The organism is Streptomyces sp. NPDC088725, from assembly GCF_044751305.1.
GTDB lineage: Bacteria > Actinomycetota > Actinomycetes > Streptomycetales > Streptomycetaceae > Streptomyces.
Genome location: NZ_JBIVLO010000009.1, coordinates 186,943 through 201,370, shown reverse-complemented (window position 1 = coordinate 201,370; position 14,428 = coordinate 186,943). Strand labels below are relative to the sequence as shown.

The following is a 14,428-nucleotide window of genomic DNA, read 5'->3' as shown; positions in this document are numbered from 1 at the left end:
TGCGGATTCGGTTATATTTGAGTCCCAGAACAACGAATTTCATCGGTGCGGGGTTGCGTGACAGACGAGTCGCAGGGCACAGTGAAACGTGTGGCCAGTCGCAGCGCAGATTCCAGGACCGGAAACGGACCCTCCTCGTCGATCGATGCCGTCTCCCTCGCCATCATCGAGCAGCTCCAGGAGGACGGCCGGCGCCCGTACGCCGCGATCGGCAAGGCCGTGGGCCTCTCCGAAGCGGCCGTGCGCCAGCGCGTCCAGAAGCTGCTCGACCAGGGCGTGATGCAGATCGTCGCCGTCACCGACCCGCTCACCGTGGGGTTCCGGCGCCAGGCGATGATCGGCATCAATGTCGAGGGCGACATGGACGCGGTCGCCGACGCGCTGACGGCCATGGACGAATGCGAGTACGTGGTGATGACCGCGGGCTCCTTCGACCTGATGGTGGAGGTCGTCTGCGAGGACGACGACCACCTGCTGGAAGTGATCAACAAACGGATCCGCGCACTCCCCGGCGTGCGCTCCACCGAGAGCTTCGTCTACCTCAAGCTGAAGAAGCAGACCTATATGTGGGGAACCCGATAGCCGTGAGCAAGGACCTCTCCAAAACCGCGTACGACCACTTGTGGATGCACTTCACCCGCATGTCGGACTACGAGAACGCGCCCGTGCCCACCATCGTGCGTGGCGAGGGCACTTACATCTACGACGACAAGGGCAAGCGTTACCTCGACGGCCTCTCGGGCCTGTTCGTGGTCAACGCCGGTCACGGCAGGCACGAACTCGCCGAGACCGCCTACAAGCAGGGCCAGGAACTGGCCTTCTTCCCGGTGTGGTCCTACGCCCACCCCAACGCGGTCGAGCTGGCGGAGCGGCTGGCGCACTACGCGCCCGGCGACCTCAACAAGGTCTTCTTCACCACCGGCGGCGGCGAGGCGGTCGAGACCGCCTGGAAGCTCGCGAAGCAGTACTTCAAGCTCACCGGCAAGCCCACGAAGTACAAGGTCATCTCGCGTGCGGTCGCCTACCACGGCACTCCGCAGGGAGCCCTGTCGATCACCGGCCTGCCGGCCCTGAAGGCGCCCTTCGAGCCGCTGGTCCCCGGCGCGCACAAGGTCCCGAACACCAACATCTACCGCGCGCCGATCCACGGCGACGACCCTGAGGCGTACGGCCGCTGGTGCGCGGACCAGATCGAGCAGGAGATCCTTTTCGAAGGCCCGGAGACGGTCGCCGCGGTCTTCCTGGAGCCGGTGCAGAACGCGGGCGGCTGCTTCCCGCCCCCGCCCGGTTACTTCCAGCGGGTCCGCGAGATCTGCGACGAGTACGACGTCCTGCTGGTCTCCGACGAGGTCATCTGCGCGTTCGGCCGGCTGGGCACGATGTTCGCGTGCGACAAGTTCGGCTACGTACCGGACATGATCACCTGTGCCAAGGGCATGACGTCGGGTTACTCCCCGATAGGCGCGTGCATCGTCTCCGACCGGCTGGCCGAGCCGTTCTACCAGGGGGACAACACCTTCCTGCACGGCTACACCTTCGGCGGCCACCCGGTCTCCGCGGCCGTGGGCCTCGCCAACCTCGACATCTTCGAGCGCGAGGGCCTGAACCAGCACGTCCTCGACAACGAGGGCGCCTTCTTCGACACGCTGAAGAAGCTGCACGACCTGCCGATCGTGGGCGACGTCCGCGGCAACGGCTTCTTCTACGGCATCGAGCTGGTGAAGGACAAGGCCACCAAGGAGACCTTCACGGACGAGGAGACGGAGCGCGTGCTGTACGGCTTCCTCTCCAAGGAGCTGTACGAGAACGGCCTGTACTGCCGGGCCGACGACCGCGGCGACCCCGTCGTCCAGCTGGCGCCGCCGCTGATCTCCGACCAGTCGACGTTCGACGAGATCGAGGGAATCCTCCGGTCGGTGCTGACGGAAGCCTGGACGAAGCTGTAGGCAGCGTCGCGGAGCCGGAAGCCGGAATGCGGAGGACGAAACGCGGAGGCCGGAAGCCGGAACGCGGAAGGCTCCCTCCGCACGCTTGTTTTCCACCCGGCCCGGGTGCCCTCTTTCGAGTGAGAAGGAGGCCGCCCGGGCCGTGTGCTGTACCCACACCCGGCGCGCGTTGCCTAGCGTGCCCAGGGACCGGTTCGATCGGATCCGAGGTGAGGTGTACGCGATGGTGGCCCCGCCGGACAACGACGTGCTCTGGGCGCGTTCCCTGCACTACTCCCACTGCGGCTCGCCCGCCCTCACCGGCGTCTCGCTCGGCGTGCGCGAGGGCGAGATCCTGGCCGTGAACGGCGCCCGTGGCAGCGGCAAGACGACCCTGCTGCGCTGCCTGTCGGGCCAACTGGTTCCGCGCGAGGGCGAGGTCTGGTTCAACAGCTCCCCCGTCCACACCCTGAGCGCACAGGGGCGGGAGCGGCTGCGCCGCGACCGCTTCGGCTGGATCGACGCCGCACCCGCGCTCGTCCCCGAGCTGACGGCGTGGGAGAACGCGGCCCTGCCGATGCTCCTGCGCGGCACCCCGCGCCGGGCCGCCAAGACCGCCGCGCTGGAGTGGCTGGAACGGCTCGACATCGGCGCCTGCGCCCGCAAGCGTCCGCACGCCATGCTCCACTCCGAGCGGCAGCGCGTCGCCGTCGCCCGCGCTCTGGTCACCACCCCCACCGTGCTCTTCGCCGACGAGCCGACCGCCGCGCTGCACGAGAAGGAGCGCGCGCAGGTCCTCCGTACGATCACCACGGCGGCCCGCTCACACGCCATCACCGTCGTCCTCGCGACCCTGGATCCAGAGGCCGCGGCGCTCGCCGACCGTACGGTGTCACTGGTCGACGGCCGCCGCACGGGCGCGCTGCGGCCGTTCGAGGCGGAAGGCCGGGCCGCCGCGTGCTCGCTCTCCGTCTAGCCCGCGGGTCCCGTCCGCTCGTCCTGCTGCGCCGGCTGCTCGTCGCGGTGGCGTCCGCGGGCGCCGGTTTTCTGCTGCTGTGCACGCTCGGCTCCGCGATGGGCCATCCGGACGGATCCCTCGTGCGGCTGCTGTGGTGCCTGATCCCGGTGGCGGCGACGACGCAGTTCGCGGTCGCGGTGGCCCGTACGGATCCGGGAACCCGGCCGCGGCACGGTCTGTCGGCGATCGGCTACGGCCCCGCCCGGCTGGCCGCGGTGGCCGCCACGTCGACGGCGGTGTCCTGCGCCGTCGGCAGCGCGGTGGCGCTGCTCGTCTTCCTGCGGCTGCGCGGCGGGCTGTCCGGCAGGGCGCCCGACGGCGCCGCGGAACTCCTGGCCGCGGACCGGCCGCTGCCGCTCGGCGCGGCGCTGACGCTGCTGGCGGTCGTGCCCGCGCTGGCGTCGGGCGCCGCCGCGCTCGCGCTGCGCCCGCGCCGCCGGGCGGCGGCCCCCGAGGCCGTCGCTCCCCCCGGCGAGCCGGAACGCCCCGACGCGTTCGCGGAGGCGCCCGCGCCGACCGGGCTGCCGTGGGGCGTCGCCCTCACGGCGGCGGGTCTCGCCGTCGAGACGTACGCGAGCCGGGGCGGCGGCGGTTCGCCGGTGCCGCTGCCCGGCGGCTTCGGCGGCAGCCAGGCCGGTGTGCTGGCCGGCTGGTCGCTGACCGCGCTGGGGCTCGCCCTGGCCGGCCCGGGCCTCACCCACCTGAGCGGCCGGCTGCTCCAGGCCGTGCGCCCGGGCACGATCCGCCTCCTCGCGGGACGCATCCTGATGACCGAGGCGCGCGGCATCGGCCGCCCGCTGGGCGTGCTGTGCGCGGTGATCGCCGGGATCTTCGCGGCGACGGCCCTGTACGGCTCCGGCGGCGCGCGCCCGTACGGTCTCCTGACCGGTCTCGGCGCGACGCTGGTCATCGGCTGTACGGCGGCGACGCTGCTGACGGCGACGCTGGAATCGAGGCAGGCCCGCGCGGACACGATGGCGACCCTGGCCCATCTGGGCGCTCCGGCCGGGACGCTCCGTACGGCGGCGGCGGTGCGGGCGACAGCGCTGCTCGCTGTCTTCATCCCCCTGACGTGGGCCGTCTCGGCGCTGGCCGCTATCCCGCTGTCCGCCTGACAGGCGGATACGCGGGATACGCGGGCGGCTCGACGGGAGCGGTCCCGGCGGCGGGCGGGGTCTGCGGCGGGCAGGGCCCGCGCCGGGCTGGGCCCGCGCCGGGCGGGGCCTGCGGGATCAACTCCCTTGGCCAGGGCCTATCGTGACCGCATGGCGAATAGCGAGCAGATACCCGCGGACGACGACCGCGAGATCGAGTCCCTTGACGAGTTCGACGTGACGGTCCGGCGCGGAGGGCTCGGCGGATTCCGCCTCCAGTCCGTCGACCTGACCGGCCGTACGTCCGTCCTGCTCGACACCGACACCACCGGCGCCGTCTTCCTCGGCTGCCCGATGGAGCCCGAGGGCCTCGCCAAGGTGCGGGCGGACGGCGCCCTGGTCTTCCCGCCCGTGCCGGACCTGCCCTTCGATCCGTACCGGGGGCTGCTCTACTCCCCCGACCAGCTCTTCGACGGCCTCGCGGACGGGTACGAGACGACCCCGGACGCCCTCGCCTACGAGTGGTTCCGGCGGACCAGGTCCGACGGCGACATCTTCGCGTCCATGCTGCGCTCCATCCACGACGACGCGATCTCCGACGCCCTGGACGAACTCCTCGTCGGCGCACGGGTCGTGGGGGTCATGGGCGGCCACGCGATGGCGCGCGGCACCGACGCGTACACCGGGGCGGCCCGGCTCGGCCGGTCCCTGGCGCGCACGGGACTGACGGTCGCGACCGGCGGCGGCCCCGGCGCCATGGAGGCCGCCAATCTCGGCGCGTACGCCGCGCCCCACCCGGACGAGATGCTGGACGAGGCGCTGGAACTCCTCGGCAGGACACCGTCGTTCGACCCGTCCATCGCCGACTGGGCGCGCGCCGCGTTCGATGTGCGGGCCAAGTGGCCGCAGGGCGGCGCGTCCGTGGGCATACCCACCTGGTTCTACGGCCACGAGCCGCCCAACGCGTTCGCGGAACACATCGCGAAGTACTTCGCGAACGCGACCCGCGAGGACGGCCTGCTGGCCCGCTCCAACGCCGGCGTGATCTTCCTGCCGGGCGCCGCGGGCACCGTCCAGGAGATCTTCGACAACGCCACGCCGAACTACTACCAGTCGCACGGCGAACCGACCCCGATGGTCCTCGTCGACCGCGAACACTGGACGCGGAAGCTGCCCACCTGGCCGCTGCTCCAGGCGCTGGCGAAGGAGCGTCCGATGGAGGCACGTATCGCGCTGGTCGACACGGTCGAGGAAGCCCCCGGCGCGCTGGCCCGGCTGACCGCCGCCTGACGGCCGGACCCGGCGAGCGGGGCGTTCAACTCGCGCCCCGCTCGCCCTCCTCTCGCGGCAGTACCACCACGTCCTCCACGCCGAAGGTGACCCCGACCGCGGCCCCTTCCTCGGGCGCCTCGTGCAGACCGCACTCCGCCTCCAGCACCGGGCCGCTGTCGGGGCGCAGCAGTACGGCGACCCGGCTGCCGCGGAACGTACGGGCCTCCACCGTGCAGCGCAGTCCGCCGGCGGCCTGCGCCGGCGCGACCAGCCGCACCCCCGCCGGGCGTACCAGCAGCGTCTGTTCGCCCTGCGGGGAGCCCGCGGGCACCGGAATTCTGCCCCAGACCGTGTGGGCGGCCGCGCCGCCGACGGTCGCGGCCACGACGTTGTCGAAGCCGAGGAAGCGCGCGACGAAGGCGGACGCGGGACGCTGCCAGACCTCCAACGGGGCGCCGGACTGGGCGATCTGGCCGTCGCGCATCACCACCACCCGGTCGGCCAGCGCGAAGGCCTCGCCCTGGTCGTGCGTGACGGCCAGCACGGTCGTACCCAACCGGCCGAACAGCAGGCGAAGTTCGACCACCAGCCGTTCGCGCAGACCGCGGTCGAGCTGGCCGAGCGGTTCGTCGAGCATCAGCAGCCTGGGCCGGGGCGCGAGCGCCCTGGCCAGCGCGACCCGCTGCTGCTCACCGCCCGACAGCGCGGCGACGGCCCGCCGACGGGCGCCGGGGAGGCCCACGAGGTCAAGCAACTCCTCGACCCTGCGCCGCTGTTCGTCTCGCGGCACTCCGTGCATACGCAGTCCGAAGGCGACGTTGCCGCCGACGTCGCGCTGGGGGAAGAGCTGGTGGTCCTGAAACATCAGGCCGACCCCGCGCCGGTGCACGGGTACACCGGCCTGGTCGGCTCCGTCCAGCAACACCCGTCCCCCGTCGAGAGGTTGCAGCCCTGCGACGACCCGCAGCAGTGTCGATTTGCCGCTGCCGCTCGGTCCCAGCACGCAGACGATCTCGTGCTCGGCGACCTCCAGGTCCACCGCGTGGAGCGCGGTACGCGCGTCCTTGCGCTCTCCGAACCGTACGGTGACGTCCGCCAGGGTCAGCAAGGCCATCAGAACTCTCCGGTGCGGTCGGTGCGGATACGTTCGAGGACCAGGAGCGACGCGGCGCACACGATCATCAGGACCGTGCTCAGCGCCATCGCCTGGCCGTAGTTCATCTCGCCGGGCCGTCCGAGCAGCCGGGCCACGGCGACCGGAAGCGTCGGACTGTCGGCGCGCGCGATGAAGACCGTCGCGCCGAATTCGCCCAGCGACACGGCGAAAGCGAACCCCGCCGCGACGAGCAACGCCCGCCGCACGAAAGGCAGATCAACCTCGCGCCAGGCGCGCAGCGGCGAAGCGCCGAGCACCGAGGCCGCCTCGCGCAGCCGTCCGTCCACCGCGCGCAGCACCGGCAGCATGGTCCGCACCACGAACGGCACGCCGACCAGCGCCTGCGCGAGCGGCACCAGGATCCATGACGTACGCAGGTCCAGCGGGGGCTTGTCGAGCGTGATCAGGAAGCCGAAGCCGACGGTCACCGCGGAGACGCCGAGCGGCAGCATCAGCAGCGCGTCGAAGCCCCGTACGAACCGGCCGGCCCTGCGGGTGAGCGCCGCCGCCGCGAGCCCGCCCACCAGCAGGGCGATGGCCGTCGCGACCACGGCGTAGCGCAGTGAGTTCCACACCGCGTCGATCGGCGGTACGGGGAAGGTACCGCTCGTGTCGACGGAGACGAGCGCCCGGTAGAACGCGAGGCCGTACCCGCCGGGCCCTTCGAAGGACCGCTCGACCAGCACGCCGAGCGGCAGCAGGATCAGCAGCGTCACGCTCACGAGGACGCCGCCGAACAGCGTCCACTGGCCGGCGCCGCGCGGCCTGCCCGCGGTGGTCGCGGGGTCGACCAGCCTCAGAGCGGTTTCCCGGCGCCGTACGGTCCACGCGTGCAGGGCGAGGATCGCGCCGACGGCGGCGAACTGGACGAGTGTCAGCACGGCCGCTTCCGGCAGGGCGAGCAGCTGTGCGGTCTGCCGGTAGATCTCCACCTCCAGGGTGGAGTACGCGGGACCGCCCAGGATCTGTACGACGCCGAAGGAGGTGAAGGTGAAAAGGAAGACCATCAGGGCGGCGGCCGCGACGGCCGGGCCGAGGGCGGGCAGCGTCACCCGGCGCCAGGCGGTGAACCGTCCGGCGCCCAGTACCCGCGCGGCCTCTTCCTGCCGCGGATCGAGCTGGGACCACAGGCCGCCCACGGTCCGTACGACCACCGCGTAGTTGAAGAAGACATGCGCGAGCAGGATCGCCCAGACCGTGGTGTCGAGCCGTACGCCCCACAGCTCGTCCAGCAGCCCGCCCCGGCCGAGCAGCGCGAGGAAGGCCGTACCGGCGACGACGGTCGGCAGGACGAACGGCACGGTGACCACGGCGCGCAGCAGCTGCTTGCCGGGGAACTCGAAGCGCGCGAAGACATACGCTCCGGGCAGCGCGATCAGCAGGGTGAGGGCGGTGGAGGCGAAGGCCTGCCAGGTGGTGAACCACAGGACGTGCTGGATGTCGGGGCGGCCGAGCACGTCCCCGATCCGGCCGAACTGCCAGGCGCCGCCGGTCTTCAGCCCGCGGCCGACGATCGCGGCCACCGGATAGGCGAAGAAGACCGCGAAGAACACGAGCGGGCCGGCCATCAGCCCCAGCCGCACGGCGTTCGCGCGAACGGCCGCCCGGGAACGGGCGGCTGTCCGGGCGTCCGGGGACGGCTGGGGACCGGTGGGCGGTCCGGTTACTTCACGACGAGTGAGGTCCACGACTGGATCCACTGTTCACGCCCGGCCGCGATCCTGTCCGGAGTCACGGTCCACGGCTTGTCGACGCTCGCGCCGAACTCGGTGAAGACGTCCGGCAGCTTCACTCCCCTGACCACCGGGTCCACGAACATGTTGAGCGGCATGTCCGCCTGGAACTCCTTGCTGATCATGAAGTCGATCAGCGCCTTGCCGCCCGCCTCGTTCTTCGCGCCGTCCAGCAGCCCGGCGAACTCGATCTGCCGGAAGCAGGTGCCCGTGGCGACACCGGTCGGTGCCTGCGCCGGCCGCGGTTCGGCGTACACGACCTCCGCCGGCGGGCTGGAGGCGTACGAGACGACGAGCGGCCGGTCGGCCTTGGCCTTCTTGCCGCCGGCGGATCCGGAGAAGTCCTCGTTGTAGGCCTGCTCCCAGCTGTCCACCACGCGCACGCCGTTGGCCGTGAGCTTCTTCCAGTAGTCCTGCCAGCCGTCGTCGCCGTACCGCGCGACCGTGCCGAGCAGGAAGCCGAGGCCAGGTGAGGAGGTCGCGACGTTCTCGGTGACGAGGAGGTTCTTGTACTGGGGCTTGATCAGATCGTCGAAGGACGCCGGCGGCGCGAGCTTCCTGTCGGCGAAGTACTTCTTGTCATAGTTGACGCAGAGGTCGCCGGTGTCGATCGGGGTGACGCGGTTCTTGTCCTTGTCGAGCTGAGCGGCCGGCTCGACCTGGTCGAGGCCCTTGGCCTTGTACGGCGTGAACAGGCCGTTGTCGAGGGCGCGCGAGAGCAGGGTGTTGTCGACGCCGAAGAAGACGTCGCCCTGCGGCGAGCCCTTGGTGAGAACGGCCTTGTTGACCGCCTCGCCGGCGTCACCGCTCTTGATCACATGGACCGTGTAACCGGTCTCCTTGGTGAATTCCTTCAGCACGGCCGGAGAGGCGGCGAAGGAATCGTGGCTGACGAGCGTGACGTCCTTGGACTTCGCGCCGTCACCGGACGCCGACGAGCCGCCGGAGCCGCCCGAGCCGCAGGCGGCGAGGGTCGAGACGCCGAGCGCGGCGGCGACGGCGGCCAGCGTGATCTTTCTGGTGGTGCCCACTGAAATTCCTCCTGGGATGACCAGGAGAAGACGCGGCCCTGCCCGGATTCCGCTCGCGGGCGAGCGGAATCCGGGCAGGGCGCAACAGCTTGAGTGATGTCCGAACTTCCTACCCAGAATGACCTGGGCAAGGTTCAGAGGGTCTGCGGCCGCTGCCCGTTCTCACGGACATGTGCCGCACTCTCAGCGCTGTGGCGCTCCCCTGTCGGAATATGTTTTTCGTTCGAACCAAGGCTACAGGGGGCCGCGAGCCACCGGCCCGTCGGCGCTCCCGTAAGAGATGCCCTGGCGAAACGCTCTACTGCTCGGCCGCCGCCAGCTGTCCGCACGCGCCGTCGATCTCCTGGCCGCGGGTGTCCCGTACGGTCACGGGCACGCCGTGGGACGCGATCGCGTCGACGAACGCCTTCTCGTCCTCGGGGCGCGACGCCGTCCACTTCGATCCCGGAGTCGGGTTGAGCGGGATCAGGTTGACGTGCACCCGCTTGTTCTTCAGCAGCCGGCCCAGCAGATCGCCGCGCCACGCCTGGTCGTTGATGTCCCGGATCAGTGCGTACTCGATGGAGACCCGGCGGCCGGACTTCTCCGCGTACTCCCACGCGGCGTCCAGCACTTCGCGGACCTTCCACCGGGTGTTGACCGGCACGAGGGTGTCGCGCAGCTCGTCGTCCGGCGCGTGCAGCGAGACGGCGAGACGGCATTTGAAGCCCTCGTCGGCGAACCGGTGCATCGCGGGGACCAGACCGACGGTCGAGACCGTGATCCCGCGCTGGGAGAGACCCAGCCCGTCGGGCTCGGGGTCGGTCAGCCTGCGGACCGCTCCGACCACCCGCTTGTAGTTGGCGAGCGGCTCGCCCATGCCCATGAAGACGATGTTGGAGAGCCGGGCGGGCCCGCCGGGGACCTCGCCGTCGCGCAGCGCGCGCATGCCGTCCACGATCTGGTGCACGATCTCGGCGGTGGAGAGGTTGCGGTCGAGGCCGGCCTGTCCCGTCGCGCAGAACGGGCAGTTCATCCCGCAACCCGCCTGCGACGAGATGCACATGGTGACCCGGTCCGGGTAGCGCATGAGCACGGACTCGACCAGCGTGCCGTCATGCAGCCGCCACAGCGTCTTGCGGGTGGTGTCGTCGTCGGTCGAGATGTGGCGCACGACCGACATCAGGTCGGGCAGCAGTTCGTCGGCGAGCTTCTGGCGCGAGGCGGCCGGGATGTCCGTCCACTGCTCGGGGTCGTGGGCATAGCGCGCGAAGTAGTGCTGGGACAGCTGCTTGGCGCGGAACGCCTTCTCCCCGACCGCGGCGACGGCCTCGCGGCGCTCGGCGGGGGTGAGGTCGGCGAGATGCCGCGGGGGCTTCTTGGCTCCGCGGGGCGCGGCAAAAGTGAGTTCTCCGGGTACAGGCATGGTCGTACCAGTGTCGCAGACGCACGAGAAAGGGTCCGCTGCCCTGTGGACAACGGACCCTCTGCTCCAACGTGCCTGGTCAGGCGCGGTCCTGGTGACAACCGATGAACTCAGGAACGGACGAAACCACCAACCGAACCACCCAGGGACCGGACAGCTCAGGAACCGACGAACAGCACCAGCAGCAGCCAGACCACCGGAGCGGTCGGCAGCAGGGAGTCGAGCCGGTCCATGATGCCGCCGTGTCCCGGCAGCAGCGTGCCCATGTCCTTGATGCCGAGATCCCGCTTGATCATGGACTCGCCGAGGTCACCGAGGGTGGCGCTGACGGCGACTCCGAGGCCGATCAGCAGCCCCTGCCACCAGATCCCGCCGTCGATGAGGAACTCCATGCAGAGCGCACCGGCCGCCATCGAGAAGGCGATCGCCCCGAAAAGACCCTCCCGGGTCTTGCCGGGACTGATGCGCGGCGCGAGCTTGTGCCGGCCGAAGCGCCAGCCGACGGCGTACGCGCCGGTGTCGCTGACGACCGTCAGCACCAGGAACATCAGGACGCGCCGGGGGCCGTCGTCCGCCGTGAGCAGCAGTGCCACGAACGTGGCGAGGAACGGCACGTAGAACGCGGCGAACACGCCGGCCGTGACGTCCTTCAGATAGCCCTCGGGGGGCTCCGTCATCCGCCAGATCAGTACGGCGAGCGCGGTGAGGGCCATCGCGACCCAGGCACCCTCCGCGCCGCGTACGTATCCGGCGACGATCATCGCGGCGCCGCCCAGCGCCAGCGGGACGAGCGGGGCCTTGATGCCCTTCTTCTCGTCCAGCCGGGACGTCAGCTCCCACAGACCGACCACGGAGGCGACCACGACGACGCCGACGAACACGGCCTTCACGATGAAGAGCGCGGCCACGACGACCACACCGAGCCCGAGGCCGACCCCTATGGCCGCGCGCAGGTCACGGCCCGCCCGCTTCTTCTCAGGCGGGGGCGGCGGAGGGGCTGACATGGACTCCTGCGGCCTCTCGTCGCGGAACAGGGGGGCGCCCGGCGGCCGGACAGCTCTCCGGGCGGCGTCCTGGTCCCCGCCGTTCACGGGTCCTTCGGGCACGATGGGCATGGGACGAGTCTGCTGTGCGTCCGGCTCATCGTATGCGGGACCCGCCGAGGGAGCCCCCGGGTCGGGCGGTCCCCAGGAACCGGCTGTCGGCGGGGCACCCCAGGAAGAGTCGTTCATCAGACTTCGAGCAGCTCGGCTTCCTTGTGCTTGAGCAGGTCGTCCACCTGGGCGACATACTTCGCGGTGGTGTCGTCGAGTTCCTTCTCCGCGCGGCGGCCCTCGTCCTCGCCGACCTCGCCGTCCTTCACGAGCTTGTCGATCGTTTCCTTGGCCTTGCGGCGCACGGCACGGATCGAGATCTTCGAGTCCTCGGCCTTGGTCTTGGCGACCTTGATGAACTCCTTGCGGCGGTCCTGCGTCAGCTCGGGGAACACCACCCGGATGATGTTGCCGTCGTTGCCCGGGTTGACCCCGAGGTCGGAGTCCCTGATCGCCTGTTCGATATTGCGCAGCGCGCTCTTGTCGAACGGGGTCACCACGGCCATCCGCGGCTCGGGCACGGAGAACGAGGCGAGCTGGTTGATCGGGGTGAGGGCACCGTAGTAGTCCGCCACGATCTTGTTGAACATCGCCGGGTGCGCCCGCCCTGTGCGGATCGCGGCGAAGTCGTCTTTGGCGACCAGGACGGCCTTCTCCATCTTCTCCTCGGCCTCGAGGAGGGTCTCTTCGATCACCACTTGCTCCTGCGTGTCTTGAGCGGTCCGGCCTGCTACCGGTCCTTGCGGAACCTGCGTCGCGTCTTCTCCTGCACGGTGTCCGACCGGCAGGGCTTTGTCCATCCCCGTGCGGGGCAGCCCAGGATCAGTCCCTGGTGCCCTGGTCGCTCACGAGAGTGCCGATCTTCTCACCCTTGACCGCACGCGCGATATTGCCCTCGGCCAGCAATTCGAAGACGAGGATCGGCAGTTTGTTGTCCTGGCACAGCGTGATCGCGGTCATGTCCGCGACCCGCAGGTCACGGCCGATGACCTCGCTGTACTCCAGCGCGTCGAACTTGACCGCCTGGGGATGCGTCTTGGGGTCGGAGTCGTACACCCCGTCCACGCCGTTCTTGCCCATCAGCAGCGCCTCGGCGTCGATCTCCAGAGCACGCTGGGCCGCCGTCGTGTCCGTGGAGAAGTACGGCATGCCCATACCGGCGCCGAAGATGACGACGCGCCCCTTCTGGAGGTGGCGCACGGCGCGCAGCGGGATGTAGGGCTCCGCGACCTGTCCCATGGTGATGGCGGTCTGGACGCGGGAGTCGATGCCTTCCTTCTCCAGGAAGTCCTGGAGCGCCAGGCAGTTCATCACCGTGCCGAGCATGCCCATGTAGTCAGAGCGTGCCCGGTCCATACCGCGCTGCTGAAGCTCGGCGCCGCGGAAGAAGTTCCCACCGCCGAGTACGACCGCGATCTGTGCGCCGTCGCGTACGACGGCGGCGATCTCGCGGGCGATGGCGTGTACGACGTCGGGGTCGACTCCGAGTCCTCCCCCGCCGGCGAACGCCTCACCGGAGAGCTTCAGCATGAAGCGTCCGGTCCCTTTGCCGGGGTCGATCCTGTAGTCGGCAGACTGGTTGGCGTCCGCGCCCTTGTTCATCGAGATCTCCTCATGCACATACGAAGAAGGCCATTGCCGTTGGGTAGTGGTGTCCCTCGCGGCAATGGCCTCCTCGTCAGATCTGCGGTCGTCCGGCACGTGCACGGCCGACGACTGCACCCGACCCTAGCGGGGTCCGGCGTCGTTCGCGTACAACTGCGCTGACGGTCAGGCGCCGACGCGGATGCGCGAGAAGCGCTTCAGCGTGACACCGGCCTCGTCCAGAATCTTCTTGACGCTCTTCTTGTTGTCCTTGGCGAACGGCTGGTCGAGGAGGGTGACCTCCTTGAAGAAGCCGTTCACGCGACCCTCGACGATCTTCGGGAGGGCGGCCTCGGGCTTGCCCTCCTCGCGCGAGGTGGCCTCGGCGACACGGCGCTCGTTCTCGACGACGTCGGCCGGCACCTCGTCACGCGTGAGGTAGCGCGGGGCGAACGCGGCGATGTGCTGCGCGATGTCCTTGGCGACCTCGGCGTTCTCCTTGTCCAGCTCGACGATGACGCCGACCTGCGGCGGAAGGTCGGGCATGGTGCGGTGCATGTAGGTGGCCACGAAGCCACCGTCCGCGGGGAACTGCGCGAAGCGGTCGAGGACGATCTTCTCGCCGAGGTTGGCGTTGGCCTCGTCGACGTACGCCTGGACGGTCTTGCCGGCCTCGATCTCCGAGGCGAGCAGGGTCGCCAGGTCGGCCGGGGTGGTGGCGGCGACGTGCGCGGCGAGCGTGTTGGCGACGGCCTGGAACTTGTCACCCTTGGCGACGAAGTCCGTCTCGCACTTCAGCTCGAGCAGCACGCCGGAGGCGTTGTCGTCGGCGATCAGGGAGACCACGGCGCCGTTCTCGGCGTTGCGGCTCTCGCGCTTGGCGACGCCCTTCTGGCCCTTGACGCGCAGGACCTCGACGGCCTTGTCGACGTCGCCGTCGGCCTCGACCAGGGCCTTCTTGCAGTCCATCATGCCGGCGCCGGTCAGCTCACGGAGCTTCTTGACGTCAGCGGCGGTGTAGTTCGCCATGTCTGTGAATCTCTCTCGGAAGTCGAAGATCTACGGGTGGACGGCGGGGGCTGTGACCGTGTGACCGGCAAGCCCCCGCCGTCGGCA

The 14,428-nt window shown here is 70.2% G+C and carries 13 protein-coding genes and 1 riboswitch; of the genes, 5 read left to right on the top strand and 8 right to left on the bottom strand.

Annotated features, from left to right (window positions below; translation table 11 throughout):
* Positions 1-90 precede the first annotated feature (90 nt).
* The 5 genes from ACIP6N_RS23045 (at position 91) to ACIP6N_RS23025 (ending at position 5,327) form a co-directional block, all read left to right on the top strand.
* Positions 91-582 carry an Lrp/AsnC family transcriptional regulator gene (locus ACIP6N_RS23045; RefSeq protein WP_401818214.1) on the top strand — a complete coding sequence of 164 codons (492 nt, stop codon included), beginning with the start codon at positions 91-93 and terminating at the stop codon, positions 580-582.
* Positions 567-1,946: an aspartate aminotransferase family protein gene (locus ACIP6N_RS23040; protein ID WP_401818212.1), complete on the top strand. Its 1,380-nt coding sequence runs from the start codon at positions 567-569 to the stop codon at positions 1,944-1,946. The genes ACIP6N_RS23045 and ACIP6N_RS23040 overlap by 16 nt, the downstream gene beginning before the upstream one ends.
* 223 nt (positions 1,947-2,169) lie before the next feature.
* Positions 2,170-2,901, top strand: a complete 732-nt coding sequence (locus ACIP6N_RS23035) for an ABC transporter ATP-binding protein (RefSeq protein ID WP_401818211.1) — start codon at positions 2,170-2,172, stop codon at positions 2,899-2,901.
* Complete coding sequence (locus tag ACIP6N_RS23030) at positions 2,883-4,058, top strand: hypothetical protein (protein WP_401818209.1); 1,176 nt, start codon at positions 2,883-2,885, stop codon at positions 4,056-4,058. Before ACIP6N_RS23035 ends, ACIP6N_RS23030 begins: the two co-directional genes overlap by 19 nt.
* Before the next feature lie 150 nt (positions 4,059-4,208).
* On the top strand, positions 4,209-5,327 hold the full coding sequence (locus ACIP6N_RS23025; protein ID WP_401818206.1) for an LOG family protein: 1,119 nt from the start codon (positions 4,209-4,211) through the stop codon (positions 5,325-5,327).
* Between the two features lie 25 nt (positions 5,328-5,352).
* Here the strand turns inward: ACIP6N_RS23025 and ACIP6N_RS23020 are convergent, their stop codons facing one another.
* The 8 genes from ACIP6N_RS23020 to tsf all read right to left on the bottom strand — a co-directional run bounded on the left by ACIP6N_RS23020 (position 5,353) and on the right by tsf (position 14,341).
* Positions 5,353-6,417, bottom strand: coding sequence for an ABC transporter ATP-binding protein (locus tag ACIP6N_RS23020; RefSeq protein ID WP_401818377.1), 1,065 nt, complete (start codon positions 6,415-6,417; stop codon positions 5,353-5,355).
* Between the two features lie 5 nt (positions 6,418-6,422).
* A complete protein-coding gene (locus tag ACIP6N_RS23015) occupies positions 6,423-8,033 on the bottom strand; it encodes an ABC transporter permease (RefSeq protein WP_401818203.1) in 1,611 nt (536 codons plus the stop codon).
* Between the two features lie 95 nt (positions 8,034-8,128).
* A complete protein-coding gene (locus ACIP6N_RS23010; protein ID WP_401818202.1) occupies positions 8,129-9,229 on the bottom strand; it encodes a thiamine ABC transporter substrate binding subunit in 1,101 nt (366 codons plus the stop codon).
* A gap of 88 nt (positions 9,230-9,317) precedes the next feature.
* Positions 9,318-9,443: riboswitch (TPP riboswitch) on the bottom strand.
* An 84-nt stretch (positions 9,444-9,527) separates the two neighbouring features.
* Complete coding sequence (gene rlmN / locus ACIP6N_RS23005) at positions 9,528-10,634, bottom strand: 23S rRNA (adenine(2503)-C(2))-methyltransferase RlmN (protein ID WP_401818201.1); 1,107 nt, start codon at positions 10,632-10,634, stop codon at positions 9,528-9,530.
* A 158-nt stretch (positions 10,635-10,792) separates the two neighbouring features.
* Complete coding sequence (locus ACIP6N_RS23000) at positions 10,793-11,866, bottom strand: phosphatidate cytidylyltransferase (protein WP_401818199.1); 1,074 nt, start codon at positions 11,864-11,866, stop codon at positions 10,793-10,795.
* Positions 11,866-12,423 (bottom strand): ribosome recycling factor, encoded by a 558-nt coding sequence (frr, locus tag ACIP6N_RS22995; protein WP_401818197.1) that lies wholly within the window; start codon positions 12,421-12,423, stop codon positions 11,866-11,868. The genes ACIP6N_RS23000 and frr overlap by 1 nt, the downstream gene beginning before the upstream one ends.
* A 127-nt stretch (positions 12,424-12,550) precedes the next feature.
* Positions 12,551-13,330: a UMP kinase gene (pyrH, locus tag ACIP6N_RS22990; protein ID WP_401818196.1), complete on the bottom strand. Its 780-nt coding sequence runs from the start codon at positions 13,328-13,330 to the stop codon at positions 12,551-12,553.
* 168 nt (positions 13,331-13,498) lie between these two features.
* The gene (gene tsf / locus ACIP6N_RS22985; protein ID WP_401818193.1) at positions 13,499-14,341 is read right to left on the bottom strand and encodes a translation elongation factor Ts; all 843 of its coding nucleotides are present in this window, start codon (positions 14,339-14,341) and stop codon (positions 13,499-13,501) included.
* Positions 14,342-14,428 lie beyond the last annotated feature (87 nt).

Excerpts from the sequence above, each read along its gene's own strand:
- ACIP6N_RS23035 (WP_401818211.1), top strand. The coding sequence starts at position 2,170 with ATGGTGGCCCCGCCGGACAACGACGTGCTCTGGGCGCGTTCCCTGCAC.
- ACIP6N_RS23025 (WP_401818206.1), top strand. The coding sequence starts at position 4,209 with ATGGCGAATAGCGAGCAGATACCCGCGGACGACGACCGCGAGATCGAG.
- ACIP6N_RS23015 (WP_401818203.1), bottom strand. The coding sequence starts at position 8,033 with ATGGCCGGCCCGCTCGTGTTCTTCGCGGTCTTCTTCGCCTATCCGGTG.
- rlmN (WP_401818201.1), bottom strand. The coding sequence starts at position 10,634 with ATGCCTGTACCCGGAGAACTCACTTTTGCCGCGCCCCGCGGAGCCAAG.
- ACIP6N_RS23000 (WP_401818199.1), bottom strand. The coding sequence starts at position 11,866 with ATGAACGACTCTTCCTGGGGTGCCCCGCCGACAGCCGGTTCCTGGGGA.
- pyrH (WP_401818196.1), bottom strand. The coding sequence starts at position 13,330 with ATGAACAAGGGCGCGGACGCCAACCAGTCTGCCGACTACAGGATCGAC.
- tsf (WP_401818193.1), bottom strand. The coding sequence starts at position 14,341 with ATGGCGAACTACACCGCCGCTGACGTCAAGAAGCTCCGTGAGCTGACC.